This window comes from Pseudoalteromonas aquimarina (assembly GCF_049257255.1).
In the GTDB taxonomy this organism is placed as follows: domain Bacteria; phylum Pseudomonadota; class Gammaproteobacteria; order Enterobacterales; family Alteromonadaceae; genus Pseudoalteromonas.
This window is the reverse complement of record NZ_JBMMUG010000002.1, coordinates 1-23,915: the sequence shown is the minus strand read 5'-3', so window position 1 is coordinate 23,915 and position 23,915 is coordinate 1. Positions and strand designations below refer to the sequence as shown.

Genomic DNA, 23,915 nt, shown 5'->3' with positions numbered 1-23,915 from the left:
GGGCATTTTGCCCCTTTTTTGTAGGAACTGATGTGTTAGAGATATTTTCTAAAAGTTTAAGTGAACTACCGAGTTACTTCACCGATGCTAACAAGCGCATTTTTTATATATATTTATTAAGTGCGGTGGTTTTGGCATTACCCGTTTATTTTGCAGCGGTAAGTCAGCGCTCGCCAATTGGTTTTATCAAGTTTCTCTTTCCTAAGTCGGTATGGCTTGCAAAAAGCGCTAAGCAAGATTATGCCTTATGGGTGGTGAATAAGCTGTTAAAAGCGTTATTGTTTGGCCCAATTGTATTGACCATGGCACCCATTGCCATTGCATTAAGTGATGTTCTGGAGTTGTTATTTGGCCATATCGAACCAATAACATTAGCAAAGTGGAAAATAATTACCTTCTTTACATTTTTACTTTTCATTATTGATGATTTTACGCGCTTTTTACTTCATTATGCGCTGCACAAAATTCCATTTTTGTGGGAATTTCATAAAGTTCATCACAGTGCCAAAGTACTTACGCCGTTTACCATTTATCGCTCTCATCCCGTAGAAAGCTACTTATATGCCTGCCGTATGGCGATTGTGCAGGGCACAGCTGTGGGGCTAGGATATTATCTTTTTGCCGACGCCATTAGTATGTTTGATGTGTTAGGCGCCAATGTATTTGTATTTTTGTTTAATTTATTTGGCTCTAATTTACGCCATTCGCATATTTGGTTGTCTTGGGGTGATAAATTAGAAGGGATCTTTATTAGCCCAGCACAGCATCAAATTCACCATAGCGATAACCCAATCCATTTTGATACTAACTTAGGCTCGGCACTAGCGATTTGGGATAGATTTACCGGCACGCTGATTAAAGCGTCAGAGGTTGGTAAAATTTCAATTGGTGTAGGGCAATATGATTGCGGTCATGATTCACTTTTCGCAATTTATACGAAACCGTTTGTTGAATCTGCCAAATCATTAAAGCGCAGTGCTAAAAAAGGCGTAACTAAATTACGCCTTAATAAACAAACTAAAAAAACGAGCGGCTAACGCTCGTTTTTTTTTTACGCTTTGCTTGGAATATTACCTAATACTTCAACCAGCAGGTTAAAGAAAGGCTCAACCGTATCGATTTTCACTTTTTCATCTGGCGAGTGAGGGAACCGGATCGTTGGGCCAAATGACACCATATCCCAATGCGGATAGGCATCTTTAAATAAACCACACTCAAGGCCTGCGTGGATCACCATAATTTTAGGCAATGAGCCAAACATACCTTGGTACGTTTCACGTAAAATATCTTTAATTTGAGAGTCGTCTTTTGGCTCCCAACCTGGATAAGCACCAGTAAAGGTGACACTTGCACCAGCAAGCGTAAAGGTCGATGCAATCATATTCTGTGTATTTGTACGGGCACTATCAATCAGTGAACGAACTAAACATTTAATACTTATGTGGTTGTCTTTGGTGACGACAACACCTAAATTTGTTGAGGTTTCAACGATGCCGTCAATGGTATCACTCATGCGAATTACACCATTAACACAACCATTGATGCTGTTAATTACTGCTGCTTGAGATACTTTTGCTAGTTGCTTTTCAGGCAGCGGCGCATCGCTAACAGAGAGCTTGATATTTGGCTCTACTTTGCTCATTTCCGACAAAAATATGCTATTAATGTTGTTTAAGGCTGCTGTTAATAGGGCTTTGTCTTGTTCATTAATTATTAATGTCACCTCTGCTTCGCGAGGGATTGCATTACGAAGAGAGCCACCTTGAATGTTCGCTATTGAATAATCAATTTCAAGCAAGCTTAACATACGAACAAGTAGCTTATTGGCATTGCCACGACCAAGATGAATATCAACTCCAGAGTGGCCGCCTTTTAAGCCATTTAGCGATACATTAACAGCTGATTTAGTTGAATCTGTCGCTTCCCACTCAACTGGTAATTCAACATTTACATCAATACCACCTGCGCAGCCCATGTAAACTTCGCCTTCGTCTTCTGAGTCGGTATTAAGTAAAATATCACCATCAAGCCAACCTGCTTCTAAACCAAATGCACCCGTCATACCAGCTTCTTCGTCAATAGTGACAAGTACTTCAAGCGGACCATGTTTAATGTCTGTGCTTTGCAGCACAGCTAAACTTGCAGCAAGGCCAATGCCATTGTCAGCACCTAGGGTTGTGCCGTTCGCAGTTACCCATTCGCCGTCAACGTAGGCTTCAATAGGGTCGTTTACAAAATCATGTTGTTTATCGTTGTTTTTTTGCGGCACCATGTCCATATGTGCTTGTAAAATAACGCCCTTGCGATTTTCCATACCTGCGGTCGCAGGTTTTTTGATGATTAAGTTACCTACCTTGTCTTCTTTAACCTCAAGGCCAAGATCAGTGGCAAATTGCTGGATCCATGCAGAAATCTTTTGTTCGTGTTTGCTCGGATGTGGAATGCTGCATATTTTTTCGAAAATTTGCCACAGCGGTTGCGGTGATAATTGAGAGAGTTGCATTACAGTCTGTTCCTTATAATTACTTAAGCAATGGCATTAACACTTTTTCAAGGCCATTGCGTTTCACTTCATATATTAATGCGAGTTGTTGCCCTAATTTGCCTTCGGGAAAGCCTTTTTGCTTAAACCAAACGAGGTAAGGCTCTGGTAGTTTTAAGAGTGGACAGCCAGCATATTTACCGAATGGCATGGGCTGATTGATAGCGTCTAACAACGCTTGTTTATCTGCAAGCATACATAAAGTGGTGTTGTGAAAGTCACCACTAGTATACCTTAGTGAATCTGAGTTTTAATCTGTTTTAGCGGTCTAAACCCTTTTTCTTGCAATAAAAGATTGAGCTTTTCAACCGGTAAATGATGTTGCGGATTATGACGAAGCGCGTGATCTTTTGGCACTGCGTGCTTGTCGAGCAATAAATTATAAAAAGTGAGCTTAGCAAAATCGGCATCGAGATATTCGAGTTCATCACTAATGTACTCAAGCAATTCAGAGGATAGCGCGTTGTTTTTAGTTTTTTGATGCATAGCCACGTTATTCAGGGGAAACTGTTGCTTAAATATTACCCCGAACAACATGGCAATGTGTTTCAAAAATGTAAACGAACGTAATCGTGGCGAGTGTGAGTTACGCTTTTTCAGTCGCAGAAAATACTTTTTCTTTTACGTGCTCAGCAAAGCCACTACCTGCCTCTAAATAGAAGTTGAAGGTGGTATGCACACCCATATCTTCAAGTTCTTTTTGTTGATCAGGGTAATTGGCAATAGCCGTTACTTGGCCAGAAAATCCAGATGCTTTTAATCGCTCTAACGCAAATAGATTTTGCGCGTGCTTGGGCATTGCTAGCATTACCATTTCAACTTCTGAGTGATTGATACGATTCCAAAAATCAGGGTCGGTTGCATCTGCTAAAATAGCAAAACGTTCACGTTTAATGTGCTTTTCAACTGTTTCAGGGTTTATATCAACACCCGCGACAGAGTTAGGGTAGGTTTGCGCGATAGTTTCATAGGCACCGGTTCCGACACGCCCCATACCAAATATAAGAATTTTGGTTTTATTCAAATTAACCGGCATCTCTTCAGCAAGGCGCTTATTGGACTCAAATTTCAGCAAGTAATTTTCGAACTTAACATAAAGCTCATTCGATTTTTTATTAAGCGGTGATGCAATAATAAAAGTAATCGATACCGCAATGGCAACCACTGCTAGCCATTCACCTGTGAGCCAGCCATTTGATACTGCAAGCGCACATACAATCAAACCAAACTCACTGTAATTCGAAAGCGAAAATGCGCCAAGCAATGATGTGCGGGCACGTAAATGAAATGCATTGGTTAAAATGTAATAAAGTAAAATTTTAAATGGCAGCACAATAATCAAAATGGTGGCAACCATTAGGGCATGTAAGGTTAGTTCTGCATTTAGGCCAATTGTTAAAAAGAAGCCTACTAAGAAAAGATCCTTAAAACTTAATAAGGCTTTAGATAGTTCACCCGCTTTTTTATGCGGCGCTAAAATCATACCAATGATCAGTGCACCTAAATCACCTTTTAAACCGGCAAATTCAAAAGCATTGTAACCAACCACAAGTGCAAAGAAAAAGCCGAAAAGAGGCAGTACTTCACCGTGTTTTGAACGACCAAGCATCCAATAAAACACTGGGCGAACCAGAGGCAATGCTAACACTAATGCAATGGCCCAATAGTTGGGTACTTTGCCTGTGCTTACGGCAAGGAAAACAACCGCAAAGATATCTTGCATAACTAAGATACCAATCGCAACTTTACCATGTAAGCTGGACATTTCACCGCGTTCTTCGAGTACTTTAACGGCAAAAACGGTCGATGAAAAACTCAACGCGAACGCTAAAATTGCTGCTGATTGTGTTGTCAGTTCTGAGAACAAAGGTAGTTTTAGCCAACTAAAGCCAAGTAAGGCACCCCAAAATAATAAACTACATAACACGATATGTATGGTCGCAGGGCCCCACACTTGTGCTTTGGTTAGATTGCCAATTTTTAGTTTTAAGCCAATGCTAAAAAGGAGTAGTGTAACTCCAAGATTGGCCATTTGCTCAAGCAGCTCGCTGCTTTGATAGCCAGCGATATTTAAAATGAAACCCGCACATAAAAAGCCAATTAGCGGCGGTAATTTAAACTGTAAAATAACAAAGCCACAAATAAAGGCTGTGGCGTAAAACAATAATTCCATGGGGTATTTTTTTAATTCTCAGTTAATTAGAGTGTAACTAAAAACAGTGTAGTGCGCTATGCATTCTCGTCCAGTCTACGTTTATAAGCCTTTAGTTGTTGATCCCACGCAAAGCACCAGCTTTCGATTAACTGAGTTAGATGATCTAATGAAAGTTTTTCGTGACTATTTTCAATCTGCAAACCTTGCCCACCATGAACAGAAGTGGCGAGTAATTTATCGTTTAAACCATTTTTGACTTTGGCTTCAAGGCGGATCTCTACATCACGGTCGCGCCCACCAAGCGATAAATTAACCGCAGAAATAACCGCACGAAAGGGGATCACTTCAAGGGGCGATAAATCCTCGAGCGATATTTTAACCGCAGTAATCGCGGGCTCAATCACCAATACATCTTTCCCCTTGGTGGTTGAAATAGGGAAATACTGCGAAACAATGGTTTTCATTCGCATATCTAAATACTGTTGTATTTTCGTTGCTGCCTGATAATCAATTTGTTGGTGCTGCTCTAACTGTGGGAAATAGATAACTGGCGCTAGGTATACCGCCTGTGGTTTGAATGGCGATACTTTTCGCGTCATTTCTCTTGATACCCAACGTTGATGATAACCTGTGTTGGTGTCTTTGTGGGTTGTGAGATTTTGATAACTTGGTAAATAGCCATTTTCAATGTCTTTTGTGGTTAATTTGCAACCAACTAAAAGCAAAAAAAGAGTACTTAATGTGAGCAGTTTGTGTAAATGCATAATCAATCTATGAATGAAAAAAAAGCGCATCATAGCAATGCTAACTTAATCCGCTCTTAACAACGTAAATTTTAACTGACAAGCATGAAAAATTATGGTTAATATGCAATATAAGTATAAAGAACAAGGTGAGTTATATGTTCAAAAAAGTTCTCGCATCTATCGGTATTGGTGCGGCAAAAGTGGATACTGTGCTACATACTGAGCATTTACAGCCAGGGCAAAAGTTTTCAGCAGAAGTTATCATCAATGCAGGTGATGTTGAGCAGGATATTTCAGGGCTAGAGTTAGCTCTAATGACCAAAGTAAAAGTTGAATCAGATGAAGGCGATTACTTTGCAGATCATGTGTTAGAAAAGTGGTCGATTGTTGATCAGCGTACATTAACGCCAGGTGAAGAGTTGCGCATTCCATTTGAAGCACGTCTTCATTCAGAAACACCTATTACCGAAATCTCACAAGGTATTAATCAAAGTGTTGTATGGATTGCTACGGGTTTAAACATTGATTTTGCACTTGATGCGACAGATCGCGACCCAGTTTATGTTTACCCTAATGAAGCAGTAAAAACCTTTATGCTCGCAATGGAAAAATTGGGCTACAAATTGGTTAAAAGTGATGTTGAAAAAGGCTATTTACGTACTGCAAATTTCAATTCAACCTCAGGCTGTTATCAGGAATTAGAATACAAACCAGCGGGTTTAAAAGTGTTTGGCCCGAAAGAAGTTGAGCTTTCTTTTGTACCTGAAGCACTTAAAACGCATGTACTTATTGAAATTGACCGTATGTTCGGCTCGGATGGTTATGTAGACTTAACAATTGAACACGATCAGGTAAATTTAAGCCAAATTTGTGATCAGCTCGAACATATTTTTGGTTAAGAGTTTAAGCATTGTAAAAAGGGGCAAGTGCCCCTTTTTTATTTGGAAAATGGTATGACTAAATTTTACAGTAAAACATTCAATGAATTGACCACACTTGAGTTATACACGTTATTAAAGCTAAGAGTGGATGTATTTGTGGTCGAGCAGAACTGCCCATATGAGGAACTCGATGGCTTAGACATGCACGATGAAACACGTCATATTTTAGGCTATGACAATAATGAGTTAGTGGCTTATGCACGTTGCTTAGCGCCCAAAACAAGTTATCAGAACAGTGCTGCTATTGGTCGTGTATTGGTTAAGCAATCTCATCGCGGAAAAGGTTTAGCACAAGCCGTTGTATCACTTGCGAAAGATATTTGTGCCAGTCATTTTTCAGAGTTTGGTATTGAAATTTCAGCCCAGTGTTATCTAGTGGATTTTTATTTAGCGCAAGGCTTTAAGGTAGAAGGTGAGCAGTACCTTGAAGATGGCATACCGCATATTCATATGATTGCTAATTAGTTGTATAGAAGAGACAAAAAAGCCGATGTTATGCATCGGCTTTTTTCATTTTGATTATGTAAACGAGTGAATAAACACAGCGGCAATAGCAAGTGGACATACAAATTTCGTATACCAAGGCCAGATTTTCCAAAACAGTGTTGATTCAATTTGTTCGTTACCTTGCTTTATTTCTTCAACAAGTGAGTTACGCTGCCAAATCCAACCTGCAAAAACACAGCAAAGCATTGCAATAATTGGCTGACCATATTCTGTTGCTAGCGTAGCTACAAAATCAAGCATGGTGTTTATGTTAAAAATAATCACAAAGCTAATAGCTAGAATACCAATACCAGTCCAGGTTGTGGCTGTTTTACGCTCAATATTGTGGCGTTCAACTAAGTACGAAACAGGGCCTTCTAGCATAGAAATTGACGAAGTAAGCGCGGCAATCGACATTAAAATAAAGAAAGCTAAGCTGACAAATACACCAAGCTGACCCATTGAATCAAATAGGCTAGGTAATACTTGGAAAACAAGTGTTGGACCTGCTAATAAACTGCCATCTTCCGCGAAAATTTGTACCCCTTGCTCAAGTGCAACGTACATCGCAGGAATAACTAAAAGACCCGCCAAAAAGGCAATTGAGACATCAATAAACGTTACTTGTGCGCCAATGGTCACCATATTTTCTTTTTTAGAAATATATGAGCCATAAATCACCATAACACTCGTACCAAGTGACAATGAGAAGAATGCTTGCCCTAGTGCGCTTATTAATAAATCAGGATCAAGTACACGCGATATATCAGGGTTAAGGTATGCTTCTAAGCCTTTTTCAGCGCCATCAAGGGTAAGTACATAGATAATAAGTAATACCAGAAGTGCGATCATTGCTGGCATTAAACGCTTGGACCATTTTTCAATGCCATCTTCAACACCGTTGCGGATAATAATTACAGTTAAAAACATAAACACGGCACAGAAGAAAATATTGCGAGCAACGCTATCGCTCACAGCCCACTTCGCAACGCTTGTAGCACCAATGATAGATGCACCTGATTCAACAGCATAAGAGGTCATCCAGCCAGCTAAAATGCCATAAAAACTTAAAATTAATGCCGCGCACACAATACCGCCAAAACCTACAATAAAGGCAAAGCGTTTTTGTATTTGGTTACGTGAGATTTTTTCTAATGAAGTAACGGCGTTTGCTTGACCATAACGACCAATTAAAATTTCTGCCATAAAAGCAGGGTAGGCTAAACAAAACGCTAAAATTAAATAGACTAAAACAAAAGCAGCACCGCCATTTGTTGCTGTTTGTGTCGGGAATCCCCAAATGTTGCCAAGACCAACAGCACTTCCGGCTGCAGCCATAATAAAACCTAGTCGAGAGGTAAACTCTCCACGTGAAGCACCCATATATTTTTCTCGTTATTAATTTGCCGCCCAATCTACTGTAAATTGAAATAAATTAATAGAGTGAGTTTGCTTGATTTAGATCAATTGATTTAAAAAATTGTAAACATAGAGTTAGCATTTTTAATTAGTTAAAAAGCAGTAAGCTCTTAGTTTGTTATGTAAATGCTTACCAAGTGCCTGTTTTATTTTTCAAATGACAGCGATGGGGTAGGCGTAAAGTAAACTTTGCACCTCCAAGTTCTTTCGAACGAGCCACTTTAATATCACCAAAATGCCAGGCAATTACTTTCGCGACGATAGCAAGGCCAAGGCCATAGTTTTTAGCGGCGCGATTTCGATGGCTTTCTTGCTGAAAAAAAGGCTTCAAAACATTATCGAGGTTGGCATCATCAATTCCTGGACCATCATCTTCAATTTCGATAAAGGTATCTGCATGGGTTTGTGTTGTGCTGATGATAATCTTCGTTTTTGCAAAATCGGTTGCATTACTTAATAAGTTAACGATTGCACGTGCGAGCCAATGGGGGTCAACGTAAAGTGCTTGGTTTTCAGTTTTTATTTCTAACTGAATACCTTGTGCATTAAGCTTATGCTCCACTTGGTAAAAGCAGTTTTCGAATAGCTCTGAACTCGAAATTGAGGTTGGCGATATTTGATAAGACTTTTGCTCAAGGGTGGCATATTCTAAATAACTATTTAGCATGCATTCCATTTGATCTAAATCGCTCTCCATACGAGCTAAATAATGTTTAATTTTGTTCGGATCTTGGCTATCAATGGCAGCATCTAAGCCAAAGCGCAAACAGGCAAGTGGCGTGCGAATATCGTGCGACATGCTTGACGCTAACAATTGATTTTCTTCAATTAATTGCTGAATTTGGTCGGCCATACGGTTATAGCTGGTTTCTAGCTCGCGTATATAACTGAGGCCTGTTAAATTAATTCTGGCGTCTAAATTACCATTGGCAAATTGCGCGGTTGCCTTGTTCAATAAACTCAGCCTTTTAGTCAGTGGCGCTAGCCACCACCACATAAAAATACAAATGCCGAGGTAAAAACCTACAGTTAAGAATAAATCGGTGCGGTTTGTTGGCATCGGAGGCTTTTCAACGCGCAGTTGAATGTGGTGATCAGCTAATGCTTCACTGGTTTGAATTAAATAAAAACCTAACTCATCTTCTAAGGTGATGCCGCCTGGGATAAGCAGCTGTGAGTGAAGCTCAATAGGTAAGGCCAGTTCGGCGTTATTGTGATAACTTAAACTAAATTGACTTGCTGCTGCAAAGTGCGTTAACCAAGCTTGATGTTCACTAGCCGGATGTTGGCTTATTTCTGACACAACCCCTGCGAGAATCTGCTTTTCAACTTTAAAGTTATCTTGATTACTCGTTGGTGCACTCAAAGAATCTATCAGCCAGCCAAGGATAAAGGATGAAATTAACGCACCTGTGATCAGGCTGATATACAGTTTTTTCATTATTTACCAAGCTTGGCTGACAAATAAGTAGCCTTTGCCCCAGATTGTTTTAATCTTGCTTGGACTTTGTGGGTCATCACCAATTTTTTTGCGAAGAGCAGAAATAAGCACATCGACACTGCGGTCTAAGCCATCGTATTCACGGCCTTTTGTTGCCAAAAATACACTGTCTCGGTCGAGAATTTGATCGGCATTTGATGCTAAGAAATACAATAATGAATACTCTGCGTTGGAAAGCGCGAGCTTTTGCTGATCCATAAATACATCGCGCGAAAGCGTATCAATTTGCAAGCTACCTATGTTTATTTCATCGCTACTGCTATCGTTTGAGCCTTGCTTTTCACGAAGTACTGCATTAATTCGAGCAAGCAATACGCGCGGGCGTACAGGTTTAATAACGTAGTCGCTCGCGCCTACTTCTAGGCCGAGGACTTCATCAATTTCGTCGCCTTTGGCAGTCATCATAATGATTGGCTGGTGATAAAAAACACGTAAGTCACGACAGACACTCATGCCATCTTTGCCAGGAAGCATTAAATCAAGCAAAACCAAATCGGGGTTATGCTTTTTAACCGCTTGAACCGCTTCATCACCACGCTGGCACAAAGCGACATCAAATCCTTGTTCAACAAGATATTCGCTTACCCATTGAGCAAGTGACGTGTCGTCTTCAACTAATAGTATTTTTTTTGCAATATCCATTAAAACAGTCTCCATCGACGTTTTTTGCGTTTATTGGTATATACCCAATTTACCTTCATTTCTACTTGTTTGCTTACTTGGCCTGAACCAATTTCAACTAGCTCATAGAGTTTGGCTTCGGGAGAATTAAATTCACTGTCTAGTTCACCAAACGTACTATTGTACCAACAGCGAATTAACTTCTGGTCGCTAACTGTGCGAATGCAATAATCACCGCGAACAGGCGCATGCCACTGAAACTTTAACTTGGTATAACAGTGCTTACCTTGTCTGAGCGCAACACATTTTTCTGGAAAAATGGCGAGTTCGGGATCAGTAAAAGGGTTGTTTACCGGTTTTTCTGTATTGGCAAAGCTGGTGCTAGTAAACACTAAAAGTGCAATCAGCTTTAGCTTAATTAAAACGAATCTAAGGTTAAAATACATAGCGAATGCCAACCTTAGCTCTGTGCACTAAACTGTTGCTAATAAGCGGGCTGTTACTTATTTCTTTAGAATACCAAGAGGATAACCAGCCGCCTAAAAATACCCAGTTCTCGTTAATTGGGTATTCCGCGTGAAATTCAAATGTCACACTGTAGGCAATACTTGGGTCGTAAATAGGGCGAACATTTTCAATCGCTTCACTGGCATCGACACCAAAGTAGTAACCTGTGAATTCTGATGAGTAGATATTAAGGCCTGAGCCCACTCTAAACTCCCAATTACGGTAATCTTGAATGGTACTTATAAAGCCACTTGCCCATAAACTTTTATGTGCACCTGAAATGTCTTGCAGTAATTCAAAAGAAACTTGGTGAGTTTTTTCTTTACGGGTTAAACGAAGTCCTGCGTTAAAATCGTCTTCACGCTCTTTAATGCCGCGTAACTCGTAAACTAAATCTTCATCGTAGAAGGTACCAGTTTCGTCAAAACCTTCGTGCGCATTAATCGCAAATAAATCTAAACTCCAGTCATATTTGTCAACCAAGTTATAACCAATAGTTAAACCACCTGAGAGTTGTGAATTATCAACATCGAAATAAAACTTATCGTAGTTAATTGCGACATTAATATTGAGTTCGAGGCCATCTTGGTAATCAATACCTTGAAGGTAATTTTTATCGACATAGTAACCAGCACCAAAACTCCAATCCCAAGTAAAGCCATCGCTTGCTTCAAGTGTATTGTCGGCATAAAGGCGATTACTAGCGATGCTTGGGGCTGAAACAAGTAAACAGATAAAAAATAATGTCGTTGTAAGTTTATTCATTTTTAAATTATTGTTGTTTTAACAGATGCTGTGTGCTGATTACTAAAATACGCATTATATGTATAAATGTGTAGTTCACCTGTAAAAAAATGTAGTGGTGAAGTTTTGATTAAAAATAAATTAACAATTTCCCCTGCATCATTGCCTGATGCTTGTTAAACTATGTGCGTAATTATTCCGAGAATAGCGATATATATGCGGTTTTTGTTTTTCTCATTTTTATTGAGTTTTAATTTCTTTGTCTCTGCCGATAGTCTTGATAATGCGGGGCAGAATGTTGAGTTTGATCGTTTTGTTCAGAGCTATAAAACATCCATGGTGGCTAAGCTGCGAAAAAAAGGTATTCCTGGTGCGGCACTTTCTGTTGTTAAAGTAGATGGCGGCGAGTTTGCTTATGGTTATGGCAAAACAAAGCGTGTGGGTGGTAATCCAGTCGACAGTAATACACGCTTTCGTTTGGCGTCTGTTTCAAAAACATTTGCGGGCTCTTTGGCTGCAAAGCTTGCAAGCGAAGGTCATTTAAAGCTTGATGATACAGTCACAAAATACTTGCCTGATTTTCATTTTCATAGTCGCGATAAAAAACTGCGTGTATCACATTTGCTGAGTCATAGCAGTGGTCTTGTGCCTAATGCCTACGATAATTTAATTGAATCACGTATGCCGTATGACAAAATTAAAGTGAAACTGGCAGAAGTGGAACCGATTTGTTCGCCGGGCAGGTGTTATGGTTATCAAAATGTCATGTTTAGTTTAATCGGCGATGTGATTGAACAATCCACCCAGATGGATTACGACACTTGGGTGAATGAATTCTTGTTTAAGCCGTTAAATATGAAAAATGCCAGCTTAGGCTTAAATGAGATGACCAAAGATGATAACTACGCTCATCCTCATGTAAGAGCGCGGAAGCGTTGGTACACTACAAAATTAAAACCAAATTATTATAAGGTAGCGCCAGCTGCTGGCGTTAATGCGAGTGCCAGTGATATGGTGCAATGGTTAAAAGCGCAGTTAGGTGAATACCCAAGTGTACTATCAAAAGAATCTTTAGCGCTGCAAACAACACCTCAAATAAATACTAAAAAAGAGCTAAAACGCAGGGTTTGGCGTTCAAAACTCAAAAAAGCGCAATATGGTTTGGGTTGGCGGATTTATGATTACAAAGGTGAGACCATTTATTACCACAGTGGCTGGGTGCAAGGTTATCGCGCAGATCTGTTAGTGATCCCGAGATTAGAATTGGGTTTTAGCTTAATGATTAATGCAGAAGCGGGCATTTTAAATGAGTTAACAACCGATTTTCTCGATATGACATTAAAGCAATACAATAAAAAACGCGCATAAAGCGCGTTTTTTTAGGTTGATATTCGATTTGAATTAACCTTTTGGCAATTGGATCTTTTTATCTTCGCTTTGTTTATAAAGCACGATAATGTGACCAATTGTTTGTAACTTGATAGCACCAGTTTCGCGAACAATTGCTTCAAAAATTAGCGCTTTTGTTTCGCGATCACTTGTAGGCACTTTCACCTTGATTAATTCGTGAATTTCAAGTGCGTTTTCAATTTCGAGAAGAACACCCTCAGTTAAGCCATTTGCACCTAAAAGAACAACAGGGTTTAACGCGTGTGCTTCGCCTTTTAAAAACTGCTTTTGTTTGTTTGATAACTTCATATTTAGTAAATTTCGCAGAAATAATCTTGAATTAAGGGTATTCTACCGCCATATAAACAATAATACTAATTCTAGAGTAGAATTTAATGTCTAATAAAAAGCATTCGGCTAGTTCAAAACGCTGGTTAAAAGAGCATTTTGATGATGTATATGCCAATGAAGCCCGTAAACTCGGGTATCGTTCGCGCGCTTACTTTAAAATAGAAGAGCTCGACAAAAAAGATAAATTAATTCGCCCAGGCTTAACTGTGGTGGATTTAGGTGCCGCTCCTGGTGGTTGGTCGCAATATGCAGCTGATAAAGTAGGCGACAACGGCACTGTAATATCTTGTGACATTTTACCAATGGACCCCCTGCCAGGCGTAGAATTCTTACAAGGTGATTTTCGTGAAGAGGCAGTATTGGATGCACTGTTAACACGAATTGATGGTAAAAACGTTGATTTAGTTATGTCAGATATGGCACCTAATATGAGCGGAAATAACGTGACAGATCAAGCTGGTAGCATGTATTTAGTGGAACTTGCCTTTGATATGTGTCACCAAGTGCTTAAACAAAACGGTAATTTTGCTGTCAAAGTTTTCCAAGGAGAAGGATTTGATCAATTTGTAAAAGATTTACGTAATAGTTTTAAAACTGTAAAGATACGCAAACCAGACTCTTCTCGAGCGCGCTCTCGCGAAGTTTATATAGTAGCGACAGGTTACAAACTGTAGTACAGTATTTAAAGTAAAACATTTTTTCATTGTTAGATAAGACAAGAGGTTAATGCCTTGAGTGATATGGCTAAAAATTTAATTCTCTGGTTGGTTATCGCCGTTGTATTGATGTCGGTATTCCAGAGTTTCAATCCGGGTGAAGGTTCTAATCGCCAACTCGCATATTCGCAGTTTGTAAAGGATGCCCGTGCACAACAAGTGCGCGAAGCGAAATTTGATCGCACAGCAGGCATTGTCTACGGCACTAAATTAAATGGTGAGCAGTTTAAAACTGTGATCCCAATGCACGACCAGTACATTGTTGATGAACTTATTAAGGGTGGTGCTATTGTTGAGGGTGTTGAGCCTGAAGAACAATCACTTCTTGCGACCATTTTCATTTCATGGTTCCCGATGTTACTGCTTATTGGTGTTTGGATTTTCTTTATGCGCCAAATGCAAGGCGGTGGCGGTAAAGGTGCTATGTCATTTGGTAAGAGCAAAGCGCGCTTAATGAGCGAAGACCAAGTTAAAACAACATTTGCTGATGTTGCTGGTTGTGATGAAGCAAAAGAAGACGTTACCGAGTTAGTAGACTTCTTACGTGACCCATCAAAGTTCCAAAAATTGGGCGGTAGCATTCCGAAAGGCGTACTAATGGTAGGTCCTCCGGGTACTGGTAAAACGCTACTTGCTAAAGCGGTTGCTGGTGAAGCAAAAGTACCATTCTTTACAATTTCAGGTTCTGACTTCGTTGAAATGTTTGTTGGTGTTGGTGCTTCACGTGTACGTGACATGTTTGAACAAGCTAAGAAGGCTGCGCCTTGTATCATCTTTATCGATGAAATTGATGCGGTAGGTCGCCAACGTGGTGCAGGTCTTGGTGGCGGTCATGATGAGCGTGAGCAAACACTGAACCAAATGCTTGTTGAAATGGATGGTTTTGAAGGCAATGAAGGTATTATTGTAATCGCTGCTACTAACCGTCCAGATGTACTAGACCCAGCGCTATTACGTCCAGGTCGTTTTGACCGTCAAGTTGTTGTTGGTCTACCTGATATTCGTGGTCGTGAACAAATTCTTAAAGTACACATGCGAAAAGTTCCTCTGGCAGATAATGTTGAGCCAGCAGTAATTGCACGTGGTACACCAGGATTCTCGGGTGCAGATCTTGCAAACCTTGTAAATGAAGCTGCTCTATTTGCTGCACGTGGTAACAAACGTGTTGTGAGCATGGCTGAATTTGATGCCGCTAAAGATAAAATCATGATGGGCGCAGAGCGCAAGTCAATGGTGATGAGCGAGCAAGAAAAAGAAATGACGGCTTACCACGAAGCTGGTCACGCAATTGTTGGCCGATTAGTGCCAGAGCATGATCCAGTTTACAAGGTATCAATCATTCCGCGTGGCCGTGCCCTTGGTGTGACTATGTATTTACCAGAGCAAGACCGCGTAAGTCATTCAAAGCAACACTTAGAGTCGATGATTTCGAGCCTATATGGTGGCCGTATTGCTGAAGAGTTAATCTACGGCGCAGATAAAGTGACTACCGGTGCAAGCAACGATATTGAACGTGCAACCAGCATTGCACACAAAATGGTTACGCAATGGGGATTAAGTGAAAAATTGGGTCCGCTTCTTTATTCTGAAGAGCAGGGCGAGGTATTTATGGGTCGCAGTCAAACTCAGAACAAGAGTATGTCTGGTGAAACAGCTAAGCTGATTGATGCAGAAGTACGTGACTTCTCAGATCGTAACTACAAACGTGCTGAAGATATTCTAAAAGAAAACATGGATATTCTTCATGCAATGAAAGATGCGTTAATGAAGTACGAAACCATTGATGCAGCTCAAATTGATGACTTAATGGCACGTCGTGAAGTGCGTCCACCGCGCGATGCGCATGATCGTAAAGATAACGATAAGCCAAGTGCAGGCGCAACAGCTGATGATGTACCTCAAGCAGAAAAACAGGTTGAAACAGAGAAAAAACCTGAAAATAAACTTGATGATACCGACCAACCATCGGTAAACTAACAACCCTAAAAACCCCGAGCTACTCGGGGTTTTTTTAAATCTACATTCCTATGTCTACAATCAATTTACCAAATGGCAAGGTATTAGACCTAAGCCAAACCCATATCATGGGTATATTGAATCTTACTCCAGACTCTTTTTCTGATGGCGGCAGTTATCAACATCTCGACAGCGCTGTCATTTCTGCGTTGGCGATGCTTAAAAATGGCGCAACTATTATTGATATAGGTGGCGAATCAACCCGTCCAGGTGCCCCAGATGTTGCCCTAGAAGAAGAACTCTCACGTGTTATACCTGTGATTAAAGCAATTCGAGAAAAATCAGATTGCATTATTTCTATCGATACCAGTAAAGCAGAAGTGATGCGCCAAGCAGTGCATGCAGGAGCTGATATCATTAATGATGTACGCGCATTACAAGAACCTAATGCGTTGGCAACAGCAGCTGAGCTCGGTGTGCCAGTGTGTTTAATGCATATGCAAGGGCAACCGCGCACTATGCAGGCAAACCCTCAGTACATAGATTTAATAAATGATATTAAACAGTTCTTTGTCGAGCGAATTGCTGAGTGTGAGAAAGCTGGAATAACTCGCGATAGAATTATTCTCGACCCAGGGTTTGGTTTTGGTAAAACACTTGCGCATAACTACCAAATTTTAAAATACATAGACGAGTTTAAAATAATGGGATGCGAAGTCCTTGCGGGGTTATCTCGCAAGTCGATGATTGGTAATTTATTAGGACGCGATGTAGATCAGCGTTTAGCTGGCTCAGTTGCGGGAGCACTTATTGCCGCGCAAAAGGGCGCTAAGATTATTCGTGTACATGATGTTACAGAAACTGCCGATGCACTTGATGTATGGCGAGCCTGTGAACAAGGAATTACAAATGAGCAATAGAAAATATTTTGGCACCGATGGTGTCCGTGGTGAGGTGGGGCAGTTCCCAATTACCCCTGAATTTGCATTAAAGCTAGGTTGGGCAGCGGGTAAAGTGCTATCTAAAGCTGGCACTAAAAAAGTCATTATTGGTAAAGATACGCGTATTTCGGGTTACCTATTAGAAACGTCACTCGAAGCAGGTTTGGTCGCTGCTGGCATTGATGTAATTTTGCTTGGTCCAATGCCAACACCTGCAATTGCGTATTTAACACAAACATTCCGCGGCGAAGCGGGTATTGTTATCAGTGCATCTCATAATCCGTATCAAGATAATGGTATTAAGTTTTTCTCATCGCAGGGCACTAAGCTTGATGATGCACTTGAGCTTGAAATTGAAGCTATGATGGATGAAGAGATGACGTGCGTTTCTTCAAAATCCCTTGGTAAAGCAAAGCGTCTTGATACTGCAGCAGGGCGATATATCGAATATTGTAAAAGCCAATTTCCAAGCGCTTTATCGCTAGAGGGCTTACGTATTGTGGTTGATTGTGCCAATGGTGCAACGTACCACATAGCTCCTGATGTAATGCGCGAATTAGGCGCTGAAGTGATCAAAGTGGCGTGTGAGCCAAATGGTATCAATATCAATGCAAAATGTGGTGCAACTCATGTTGATACCATGGTGCAAAAAGTGCTTGAAGTAAAAGCCGATGTTGGTATTGCATACGATGGTGATGGTGACCGTGTAATGATGGTTGACCATAAAGGCCGAGTCTTCGATGGTGATGATATTGTTTATATCATTGCGAAATACGCGTTCGAGAAAGGCGAACTTGGTGGCGGTGTTGTTGGTACCGTAATGTCAAATATGGGCCTTGAAAATGCGCTTAAATCACTAGGTGTTGAGTTTGTCCGCTCTAAAGTGGGTGACCGTTACGTATTAGAACTATTAAAGCAAAAAGGTTGGAAAATTGGCGGCGAGAGCTCAGGGCATATTCTCAATTTAGATCGCATTTCAACCGGTGATGGCATTATTTCAAGCTTACAAGTGCTTGCAGCTATGGTTGAAACGAATCAAACCCTTGAAGACTTAGGCCAAGGCTTTACAAAATACCCGATGAACATGATCAATGTGCGCTATGCAAAGGGCACTGAACCACTTGCAAGTGATGATGTTAAAGCGGCGATTGCTGAAGTGGAACAACAGCTTGGTGAAAAGGGTCGCGTACTTATTCGTAAATCAGGTACAGAGCCTGTTATCCGCGTTATGGTTGAAGCTGAAAAAGAAAAACAAGTCTTCGATTTTTCAAAGAAAATTGCTGATGTTGTTGAATCTATAAGCAAACAACTCGAAAACGCACAATAACCCCTTGTAACTTTTTGCGAGTCAGGATAACATCCTGCTCGCTTTCTAAATTGGAGTAAGCAATGGCATTACGCAAACCTATGGTTGCTGGTAACTGGAAAATGAACGGTTCACTTGAGCTGGTATCTGAACTTGCCGAAGTAATCACTAAAATTGATACGTCAGACGTTGATATTTTAGTTTTCCCGCCATTTCCTTTAATTAAATCTGCTTTAGATGCAGGTTTGAAAGCCGGCGCTCAAACTGTCTCAGAAAACAATGCAGGTGCATTTACTGGTGAAGTTGACGCCCAATTGATTCACGCTCTAGGCGCAAATTACACCTTAGTTGGTCACTCAGAAAGACGAGCAATTTACGGTGAAAGTAACGAAACAGTTGCTGCAAAATTTGCAAAAGCGCAAGAAAACAACTTAACACCCATCCTATGTGTTGGTGAAAGTGAACAAGAACGTGAACAAGAATTAACCGAACAGGTTGTTTGGCAGCAAATTGATGCGATTATTAGCAAATTAGGTGTAGATGCACTTGCTAATAGTGTGATAGCATACGAGCCCGTTTGGGCAATAGGCACAGGTAAAACTGCATCGCCTGAACAAGCACAAGCTGTGCACAAATTTATTCGTAGCAAGCTGGCTGAACTTAACAGCGAGTTAGCTGCAAAAATACAACTGCTTTATGGCGGTAGTGTTAACGAGAACAATAGCGAACAATTATTTGCGCAACCTGATATTGATGGCGGTCTAATAGGCGGAGCAAGCCTTAAAGCTGATAGCTTTGCAACCATCTGTAATAGCGCAAAAGGAAATGGCTAACAATGTACGAAATTTTATTAGTAGTTTATCTTATCGTAGCACTTGCTTTAATTGGATTTGTTTTAATCCAGCAAGGTAAAGGTGCTGATATGGGTTCATCATTTGGTGCTGGTGCATCTGCAACCGTATTCGGTTCAAGCGGTGCTGGTAACTTTATGACTAAAACAACCACAATCTTAGCAACTGTATTTTTTGTGTTAAGCATTGTGTTAGGTAACTTAACAGCAGGTCAGATTAAAAAGACTGACGAATGGTCAGATTTATCATCAGACGCACCTGCTGCAACAACAGTAGTTGCTGAACCAAAAGATAAAGACGTTCCTGCTTCTGAAAATAAAAGCAACGACGTTCCAAACTAATAAATAACATCTTTGCGGATGTGCTGGAATTGGTAGACAGGCAGCGTTGAGGTCGCTGTGTGAGCAATCACGTGAGGGTTCAAGTCCCTCCATCCGCACCATGTATTTAAAACCCAAGCAATCGCTTGGGTTTTTTTATGTCTAAATTTTATAACTAGTATTTGATATGTTTTAACTACTTTATATGCCAGAACAAGATAAACTCATTTTTTGAGTTAAGAAAATCTATTTTCAGATTATCGAATACCCCATTTATTTATAATAAGAAACACAAAATATGTGGATTAAAAAACAGATTATTGAAGGTCAACACGTGGTTTTGGAGCCACTCTCCCAAGCCCATCTAGGTAAACTTATTAATGCGGTAAAAGACGGTGAGCATTGGAAGTTATGGTTTGCTAATGTACCAACGCCAGACAGCATGGAACAATATGTTGCTGCGGCGATTAGTCAGATGGAAAAAGGCAATATCGCTTACGCAGTGCGTCATAAAAAGACAAATCAAATAGTTGGCACGACACGCTATTATGATGTCGATTGTAAGAATAAACGCGCGTTAATTGGATATACTTGGTATGCAAACTCGGTTAGACGAACAGCAGTTAATACAGAATGTAAATACCTTCTGTTAGAGCAGTTGTTTGAGCAATGTGAGGCAATTGCTGTTGAGTTTCGTACACATATTAAAAATGATGCATCTAGAGCCGCAATTGAACGATTAGGTGCGAAGCAGGATGGTATTTTACGTAACCACCAGATCCTTAATGATGGCAGTATTAGAGACACCGTTGTCTATTCGATTATTAATAGGGAATGGCTAACTGTGAAAGAGCAATTATTAACTAAACTCTGTAAATAGGTTTGATACAAAAAAGCCACCGCATTCGGTGGCTTTTTGATTGGAATAGGTTTAGCTATTCGTTGTTATTTGGTTTGTTACTTCAGCTATTTGTGGTTGTACATCTAAGCCATAGCCAAAGAAAGTGGCTGCAATTAGTACCACTGAAGCGGCAATCATCAATTTAATTAATAACGGTAAGCAAAACTTAAACCACTGGCCATATGGCACACCTGCCATACCGATAATGCCCATCAATACTGCATTGGTTGGGATTATCATATTGGAAAAACCATCACCAAATTGATATGCAAGTACCGCAACTTGGCGTGGTACACCCACTAAATCACCAAGAGGTGCCATTAGCGGCATAGTCACATATGCTTGGCCTGAACCTGAAGGAATAAAGGTATTTAGTAGAGTTTGAATAACAAGCATGCCAACAGCGGAAATCTCAGCGCTCACATATGAAAGTGGTAAGCTCATGCCATAAACAAGCGAGTGAAGAATTTTACCGTCATCAAGAATAAGTGCGATACCACGTGCAACACCGATTAATATTGCAGTTGTTACTAAATCTGAGGTGCCTTCAATAAACTTGTTTGCAGCAGTGTTAGCATCAAGTTTACCTAACACGCTAATCACAAGGCCCCAAGCAACAAACAAACCGCCGAGCTCATATAAATACCAACCTTTAGTTGCGATGCCCCAAACGGCAATCACTAAGGTGGCAATAAAGCTTAATAATACCAGTTGGTGACGACGATTTAATTTCGGGTAGTCGTGAGTCTCTTTTCCTTCTAATGGACAAGGAATCCCCGCCATTAACGAGCGAGACGGATCAGCCTGTACTTGTTTGGTATAAGACCACACGTGATGAAAACCAATTAATACAAATGGGACAAAAATCGCTAAGCGTAACCATAGGCCTGAATAAACCGGCACTTCGGCAATTTGCTGTGCAATTAAAACGGTAAATGGGTTAAATGCTGATACACCGTAGCCAATACCATATCCGGCAACAATCATTCCCACAGCTGTCATGGCGTCTAGGCGCATGGCTTTACACAGTGCTACCAATATAAGCACAAAAGGAATGTATTCGCCTGCTGTACCAATTGCGCTTGATGCAAGGGCAAAACAAAATACCACTGCAAAAATGAGTTTTTGTGGCTTATCGCCATGTTTTTCTAATAAACGGCCGATTAACGCATCTACTGTGCCTGTAGCACGTGCTATTGCAAGCACACCGCCAACAATTAAAACAAAAAAGATAACGTCTTGTGCAGCGGCAAATGCACGCGGTATAGCAGTAAGAAAATCCCAAGGGGTAAGGTAATTACTTTCTTGAGCAACTTGATAAGTGCCAGGTACAACGGCTTGGCGGCCATTTGCGGTTTCTACAGTATCAAAAAAACCTTGGGGTACAATCCAAGTAGCAAGGTAAGCGACAAACATCATCGCTAATAGTAAAACCAGCGTATGAGGTACTTTCAATGTCTTAGGCATAAATAAGTCCAGTTGTGGGAAAGGGCACTAGTTTATGCGTAATTAAACATCTTAAAAAGGGAGTTTTGTAAACAAATTAGAATGGCATATATAAAAAAAGCACCTGTTAGAGTGCTTTTCTATAAAGGATTAATTAACCTTCATAAGGGAGTGGATCACTTGCGTTATTAAGCTCAAAGGCTTCTAAACGCTCTTGGCATGCACCGCATTTGCCACAGGCTTTTTCACGACCGTTATAGCAGGTCCATGTTTTGCTGTAGTCTAAACCCATGCTTAAGCCATCGGTTAAGATTTCTATTTTAGTGTTATTTAAATACGGGCTAACAATTTCTACTTCTTCGTAGTTAGCGATACGGCAAACATCGTCCATTTTCTTAACAAACTCTGGACGACAGTCTGGGTAAATAGCATGATCGCCAGAGTGCGCTCCGTAAAACACTTTATTTGCCTTAAGTGATACTGCATAACCCACAGCAAGCGACAATAAAATCATATTGCGGTTGGGAACAACCGTTGATTTCATGCTTTCTTCTTCGTAATGACCTTCTGGTACATCAATATCATCGGTCAGTGATGAGCCACCAATTAATTGGTTGATTGCCGAGATATCAACAACTTTATGAGATACACCTAGTTCAGCACATACGTCCGCAGCAACTTTTAATTCTTTAACATGACGCTGGCCGTAATCAAACGAAAGTGCATACACTTCATAACCTTGGCGAATGGCTTTATTTAAAACGGTATACGAATCCATTCCACCAGAGTAAATTACAACAACTTTTTGCGACATATTTCTCTCACTTTAGCTATAATAGCGGTTTTTGCGGGCGCGATAGTCTACACCTTCGTGACCCTGAAGACAAATCTAGCAGTAATTTGAGGCGTACGTTGTACAAAATTAACGAAGTATTCGAAACCATTCAAGGTGAGGCAAGCTTTACAGGCTGTCCATCTATTTTTATTCGCTTACAGGGCTGTCCTGTAGGATGTGCTTGGTGTGATACCAAGCAAACGTGGCACACGGACGATACTTATTTAGTTGATCTTGCTGAGACAGTAGAGAAAAAAGCAGACTCAGATTATTTTGCTAACTGTAACGCTGAGCAGATCCTTGCACTTATAGTTGATAAACAATATCAAGCAAAACATATTGTGATCACCGGCGGTGAGCCATGTATGTATGATTTAAACCCGCTCTGTAATTTACTTCACGAAAACGGATTTACCACGCAAATTGAAACCAGTGGCACATTTGAAATTCTAGCACCTACAGAAACATGGGTTACTGTATCACCAAAAATTAATATGCGTGGTGGTTATGAGGTATTAAAAAGCGCTATTCATCGAGCTAATGAAATTAAACATCCCGTTGCGATGATGCGCCATGTTGAAGAATTAGAAGAATTGTTTGAAGCAGCGGGCCATACACCGGCATTAGTTTACCTACAACCAATCAGCCAAAAAGCCAAAGCCACTCGCTTAGCAATTGAAGTGTGCAAGGCAAAGAACTGGCGTTTATCGGTTCAAGTACATAAGTACATTGGCATTGCTTAACTTTTTTAGTTAGCTTTGTGAAATAAAAAAGGCGCTTTTAAGCTGTCTCTTGATCACAAGTCAGACTCAAGAGACTTAGCTAAATCGTAGCCTTCAAGGATGGCTTGCAGTTTAAGCCACCCTTGCATTAGCACTTTAACTGAAGCGTGTCCTGTGCGTTTCGTATCTTTCCAACCACCAAGCCTAGCAAGTTCCTCATAAGCCCATTTCATATTGGGAGCGGTGTCTGGTAACGTCGCTTTTACTCTCTTTAGCCATAAAAGCTTCCTAGCTTTACCCGATAATACCTGCTCACAACTTGGATTGTTAGGCAGATTACGTGCGAATTTTAGTTGCAATATACGTGTAGCGATAAAACCATGAATAGTGACTAATCTTTCCATGTTTTCTTGGCTTTGTAGACGTAAGCTTTCTATGTCAGTGCCATCACTTTTCCACACTTTATGATATTCCTCGACTAACCATCGATGTTCGTAGTAGCTAATTATTTCTAACGCC

Annotated in this window: 26 protein-coding genes and 1 tRNA gene; 13 read left to right on the top strand and 14 right to left on the bottom strand. The window is 40.4% G+C overall.

Going from position 1 to position 23,915, the window contains the following annotated elements; all coding sequences use genetic code 11:
• The first annotated feature begins 32 nt into the window (after positions 1-32).
• Positions 33-1,037 carry a sterol desaturase family protein gene (locus AAEU29_RS04945; protein WP_421972322.1) on the top strand — a complete coding sequence of 335 codons (1,005 nt, stop codon included), beginning with the start codon at positions 33-35 and terminating at the stop codon, positions 1,035-1,037.
• A 14-nt stretch (positions 1,038-1,051) separates the two neighbouring features.
• On the opposite strand, the gene AAEU29_RS04940 is transcribed toward AAEU29_RS04945, so the two are convergent.
• From AAEU29_RS04940 to AAEU29_RS04920, 5 genes are all read right to left on the bottom strand, one after another.
• Positions 1,052-2,503, bottom strand: a complete 1,452-nt coding sequence (locus tag AAEU29_RS04940; protein WP_421972321.1) for an aminoacyl-histidine dipeptidase — start codon at positions 2,501-2,503, stop codon at positions 1,052-1,054.
• Positions 2,504-2,522: 19 nt separating this feature from the next.
• The gene (locus tag AAEU29_RS04935; RefSeq protein WP_038640770.1) at positions 2,523-2,738 is read right to left on the bottom strand and encodes a DUF3820 family protein; all 216 of its coding nucleotides are present in this window, start codon (positions 2,736-2,738) and stop codon (positions 2,523-2,525) included.
• A 38-nt stretch (positions 2,739-2,776) separates the two neighbouring features.
• Complete coding sequence (locus AAEU29_RS04930) at positions 2,777-3,028, bottom strand: hypothetical protein (RefSeq protein ID WP_421972320.1); 252 nt, start codon at positions 3,026-3,028, stop codon at positions 2,777-2,779.
• 100 nt (positions 3,029-3,128) lie between these two features.
• A complete protein-coding gene (locus tag AAEU29_RS04925; protein WP_421972319.1) occupies positions 3,129-4,715 on the bottom strand; it encodes a cation:proton antiporter domain-containing protein in 1,587 nt (528 codons plus the stop codon).
• 56 nt (positions 4,716-4,771) lie between these two features.
• Entirely contained in the window at positions 4,772-5,461 is a 690-nt protein-coding gene (locus AAEU29_RS04920) for a DUF3313 domain-containing protein (RefSeq protein WP_421972318.1), read from the bottom strand.
• 137 nt (positions 5,462-5,598) lie between these two features.
• Between AAEU29_RS04920 and AAEU29_RS04915 the strand changes: the two genes are divergently transcribed.
• Both AAEU29_RS04915 and AAEU29_RS04910 read left to right on the top strand, forming a co-directional pair.
• On the top strand, positions 5,599-6,342 hold the full coding sequence (locus AAEU29_RS04915; protein ID WP_274762373.1) for a sporulation protein: 744 nt from the start codon (positions 5,599-5,601) through the stop codon (positions 6,340-6,342).
• A gap of 54 nt (positions 6,343-6,396) precedes the next feature.
• Positions 6,397-6,849, top strand: coding sequence for a GNAT family N-acetyltransferase (locus AAEU29_RS04910; protein WP_421972317.1), 453 nt, complete (start codon positions 6,397-6,399; stop codon positions 6,847-6,849).
• 54 nt (positions 6,850-6,903) lie between these two features.
• Here the strand turns inward: AAEU29_RS04910 and AAEU29_RS04905 are convergent, their stop codons facing one another.
• From AAEU29_RS04905 to AAEU29_RS04885, 5 genes are all read right to left on the bottom strand, one after another.
• Complete coding sequence (locus AAEU29_RS04905) at positions 6,904-8,253, bottom strand: sodium-dependent transporter (protein ID WP_421972316.1); 1,350 nt, start codon at positions 8,251-8,253, stop codon at positions 6,904-6,906.
• Positions 8,254-8,419: 166 nt separating this feature from the next.
• Positions 8,420-9,730 (bottom strand): ATP-binding protein, encoded by a 1,311-nt coding sequence (locus AAEU29_RS04900; protein ID WP_421972315.1) that lies wholly within the window; start codon positions 9,728-9,730, stop codon positions 8,420-8,422.
• Between the two features lie 3 nt (positions 9,731-9,733).
• Positions 9,734-10,432 (bottom strand): response regulator, encoded by a 699-nt coding sequence (locus AAEU29_RS04895; RefSeq protein WP_421972314.1) that lies wholly within the window; start codon positions 10,430-10,432, stop codon positions 9,734-9,736.
• Positions 10,432-10,857, bottom strand: a complete 426-nt coding sequence (locus AAEU29_RS04890) for a DUF3019 domain-containing protein (RefSeq protein ID WP_421972313.1) — start codon at positions 10,855-10,857, stop codon at positions 10,432-10,434. Before AAEU29_RS04890 ends, AAEU29_RS04895 begins: the two co-directional genes overlap by 1 nt.
• A complete protein-coding gene (locus AAEU29_RS04885; protein ID WP_421972312.1) occupies positions 10,847-11,683 on the bottom strand; it encodes a MipA/OmpV family protein in 837 nt (278 codons plus the stop codon). Before AAEU29_RS04885 ends, AAEU29_RS04890 begins: the two co-directional genes overlap by 11 nt.
• 195 nt (positions 11,684-11,878) lie before the next feature.
• On the opposite strand from AAEU29_RS04885, the gene AAEU29_RS04880 reads away from it, so the two are divergent.
• On the top strand, positions 11,879-13,030 hold the full coding sequence (locus AAEU29_RS04880; protein ID WP_421972311.1) for a serine hydrolase domain-containing protein: 1,152 nt from the start codon (positions 11,879-11,881) through the stop codon (positions 13,028-13,030).
• A 33-nt stretch (positions 13,031-13,063) separates the two neighbouring features.
• Here AAEU29_RS04880 and yhbY read toward each other — a convergent pair whose 3' ends face one another.
• Positions 13,064-13,360, bottom strand: coding sequence for a ribosome assembly RNA-binding protein YhbY (gene yhbY / locus AAEU29_RS04875; protein ID WP_038640790.1), 297 nt, complete (start codon positions 13,358-13,360; stop codon positions 13,064-13,066).
• Between the two features lie 86 nt (positions 13,361-13,446).
• On the opposite strand from yhbY, the gene rlmE reads away from it, so the two are divergent.
• The 8 genes from rlmE (at position 13,447) to AAEU29_RS04835 (ending at position 20,372) form a co-directional block, all read left to right on the top strand.
• Positions 13,447-14,076, top strand: coding sequence for a 23S rRNA (uridine(2552)-2'-O)-methyltransferase RlmE (gene rlmE, locus AAEU29_RS04870; protein WP_372767644.1), 630 nt, complete (start codon positions 13,447-13,449; stop codon positions 14,074-14,076).
• Between the two features lie 66 nt (positions 14,077-14,142).
• The gene (ftsH, locus tag AAEU29_RS04865) at positions 14,143-16,095 is read left to right on the top strand and encodes an ATP-dependent zinc metalloprotease FtsH (RefSeq protein WP_421972310.1); all 1,953 of its coding nucleotides are present in this window, start codon (positions 14,143-14,145) and stop codon (positions 16,093-16,095) included.
• A gap of 50 nt (positions 16,096-16,145) precedes the next feature.
• The gene (gene folP / locus AAEU29_RS04860) at positions 16,146-16,994 is read left to right on the top strand and encodes a dihydropteroate synthase (RefSeq protein ID WP_421972309.1); all 849 of its coding nucleotides are present in this window, start codon (positions 16,146-16,148) and stop codon (positions 16,992-16,994) included.
• A complete protein-coding gene (gene glmM / locus AAEU29_RS04855) occupies positions 16,984-18,342 on the top strand; it encodes a phosphoglucosamine mutase (RefSeq protein WP_421972308.1) in 1,359 nt (452 codons plus the stop codon). The genes folP and glmM overlap by 11 nt, the downstream gene beginning before the upstream one ends.
• A gap of 62 nt (positions 18,343-18,404) precedes the next feature.
• Positions 18,405-19,154: a triose-phosphate isomerase gene (tpiA, locus tag AAEU29_RS04850; protein WP_421972307.1), complete on the top strand. Its 750-nt coding sequence runs from the start codon at positions 18,405-18,407 to the stop codon at positions 19,152-19,154.
• Between the two features lie 2 nt (positions 19,155-19,156).
• Entirely contained in the window at positions 19,157-19,513 is a 357-nt protein-coding gene (secG, locus tag AAEU29_RS04845) for a preprotein translocase subunit SecG (protein WP_421972306.1), read from the top strand.
• A 14-nt stretch (positions 19,514-19,527) separates the two neighbouring features.
• A tRNA-Leu gene (locus tag AAEU29_RS04840) sits at positions 19,528-19,614 on the top strand.
• Positions 19,615-19,790: 176 nt separating this feature from the next.
• On the top strand, positions 19,791-20,372 hold the full coding sequence (locus AAEU29_RS04835) for a GNAT family N-acetyltransferase (RefSeq protein ID WP_421972305.1): 582 nt from the start codon (positions 19,791-19,793) through the stop codon (positions 20,370-20,372).
• 51 nt (positions 20,373-20,423) lie between these two features.
• Here AAEU29_RS04835 and AAEU29_RS04830 read toward each other — a convergent pair whose 3' ends face one another.
• Together AAEU29_RS04830 and queC are read right to left on the bottom strand one after the other, a co-directional pair.
• Complete coding sequence (locus AAEU29_RS04830; protein WP_421972304.1) at positions 20,424-21,860, bottom strand: YfcC family protein; 1,437 nt, start codon at positions 21,858-21,860, stop codon at positions 20,424-20,426.
• 133 nt (positions 21,861-21,993) lie between these two features.
• Positions 21,994-22,653, bottom strand: coding sequence for a 7-cyano-7-deazaguanine synthase QueC (queC, locus tag AAEU29_RS04825; RefSeq protein WP_421972303.1), 660 nt, complete (start codon positions 22,651-22,653; stop codon positions 21,994-21,996).
• 98 nt (positions 22,654-22,751) lie between these two features.
• Between queC and queE the strand changes: the two genes are divergently transcribed.
• Positions 22,752-23,417 (top strand): 7-carboxy-7-deazaguanine synthase QueE, encoded by a 666-nt coding sequence (gene queE / locus AAEU29_RS04820; RefSeq protein WP_421972302.1) that lies wholly within the window; start codon positions 22,752-22,754, stop codon positions 23,415-23,417.
• Positions 23,418-23,470: 53 nt separating this feature from the next.
• On the opposite strand, the gene AAEU29_RS04815 is transcribed toward queE, so the two are convergent.
• Positions 23,471-23,915 (bottom strand): IS4 family transposase (locus AAEU29_RS04815; RefSeq protein WP_421972301.1); only part of this gene is annotated, 445 nt, incomplete at its 5' end.

Excerpts from the sequence above, each read along its gene's own strand:
- AAEU29_RS04940 (WP_421972321.1), bottom strand. The coding sequence starts at position 2,503 with ATGCAACTCTCTCAATTATCACCGCAACCGCTGTGGCAAATTTTCGAA.
- AAEU29_RS04935 (WP_038640770.1), bottom strand. The coding sequence starts at position 2,738 with ATGCTTGCAGATAAACAAGCGTTGTTAGACGCTATCAATCAGCCCATG.
- AAEU29_RS04930 (WP_421972320.1), bottom strand. The coding sequence starts at position 3,028 with ATGCATCAAAAAACTAAAAACAACGCGCTATCCTCTGAATTGCTTGAG.
- AAEU29_RS04925 (WP_421972319.1), bottom strand. The coding sequence starts at position 4,715 with ATGGAATTATTGTTTTACGCCACAGCCTTTATTTGTGGCTTTGTTATT.
- AAEU29_RS04920 (WP_421972318.1), bottom strand. The coding sequence starts at position 5,461 with ATGCATTTACACAAACTGCTCACATTAAGTACTCTTTTTTTGCTTTTA.
- AAEU29_RS04915 (WP_274762373.1), top strand. The coding sequence starts at position 5,599 with ATGTTCAAAAAAGTTCTCGCATCTATCGGTATTGGTGCGGCAAAAGTG.
- AAEU29_RS04910 (WP_421972317.1), top strand. The coding sequence starts at position 6,397 with ATGACTAAATTTTACAGTAAAACATTCAATGAATTGACCACACTTGAG.
- AAEU29_RS04905 (WP_421972316.1), bottom strand. The coding sequence starts at position 8,253 with ATGGGTGCTTCACGTGGAGAGTTTACCTCTCGACTAGGTTTTATTATG.
- AAEU29_RS04900 (WP_421972315.1), bottom strand. The coding sequence starts at position 9,730 with ATGAAAAAACTGTATATCAGCCTGATCACAGGTGCGTTAATTTCATCC.
- AAEU29_RS04895 (WP_421972314.1), bottom strand. The coding sequence starts at position 10,432 with ATGGATATTGCAAAAAAAATACTATTAGTTGAAGACGACACGTCACTT.
- AAEU29_RS04890 (WP_421972313.1), bottom strand. The coding sequence starts at position 10,857 with ATGTATTTTAACCTTAGATTCGTTTTAATTAAGCTAAAGCTGATTGCA.
- AAEU29_RS04885 (WP_421972312.1), bottom strand. The coding sequence starts at position 11,683 with ATGAATAAACTTACAACGACATTATTTTTTATCTGTTTACTTGTTTCA.
- AAEU29_RS04880 (WP_421972311.1), top strand. The coding sequence starts at position 11,879 with ATGCGGTTTTTGTTTTTCTCATTTTTATTGAGTTTTAATTTCTTTGTC.
- yhbY (WP_038640790.1), bottom strand. The coding sequence starts at position 13,360 with ATGAAGTTATCAAACAAACAAAAGCAGTTTTTAAAAGGCGAAGCACAC.
- rlmE (WP_372767644.1), top strand. The coding sequence starts at position 13,447 with ATGTCTAATAAAAAGCATTCGGCTAGTTCAAAACGCTGGTTAAAAGAG.
- ftsH (WP_421972310.1), top strand. The coding sequence starts at position 14,143 with ATGGCTAAAAATTTAATTCTCTGGTTGGTTATCGCCGTTGTATTGATG.
- folP (WP_421972309.1), top strand. The coding sequence starts at position 16,146 with ATGTCTACAATCAATTTACCAAATGGCAAGGTATTAGACCTAAGCCAA.
- glmM (WP_421972308.1), top strand. The coding sequence starts at position 16,984 with ATGAGCAATAGAAAATATTTTGGCACCGATGGTGTCCGTGGTGAGGTG.
- tpiA (WP_421972307.1), top strand. The coding sequence starts at position 18,405 with ATGGCATTACGCAAACCTATGGTTGCTGGTAACTGGAAAATGAACGGT.
- secG (WP_421972306.1), top strand. The coding sequence starts at position 19,157 with ATGTACGAAATTTTATTAGTAGTTTATCTTATCGTAGCACTTGCTTTA.
- AAEU29_RS04835 (WP_421972305.1), top strand. The coding sequence starts at position 19,791 with ATGTGGATTAAAAAACAGATTATTGAAGGTCAACACGTGGTTTTGGAG.
- AAEU29_RS04830 (WP_421972304.1), bottom strand. The coding sequence starts at position 21,860 with ATGCCTAAGACATTGAAAGTACCTCATACGCTGGTTTTACTATTAGCG.
- queC (WP_421972303.1), bottom strand. The coding sequence starts at position 22,653 with ATGTCGCAAAAAGTTGTTGTAATTTACTCTGGTGGAATGGATTCGTAT.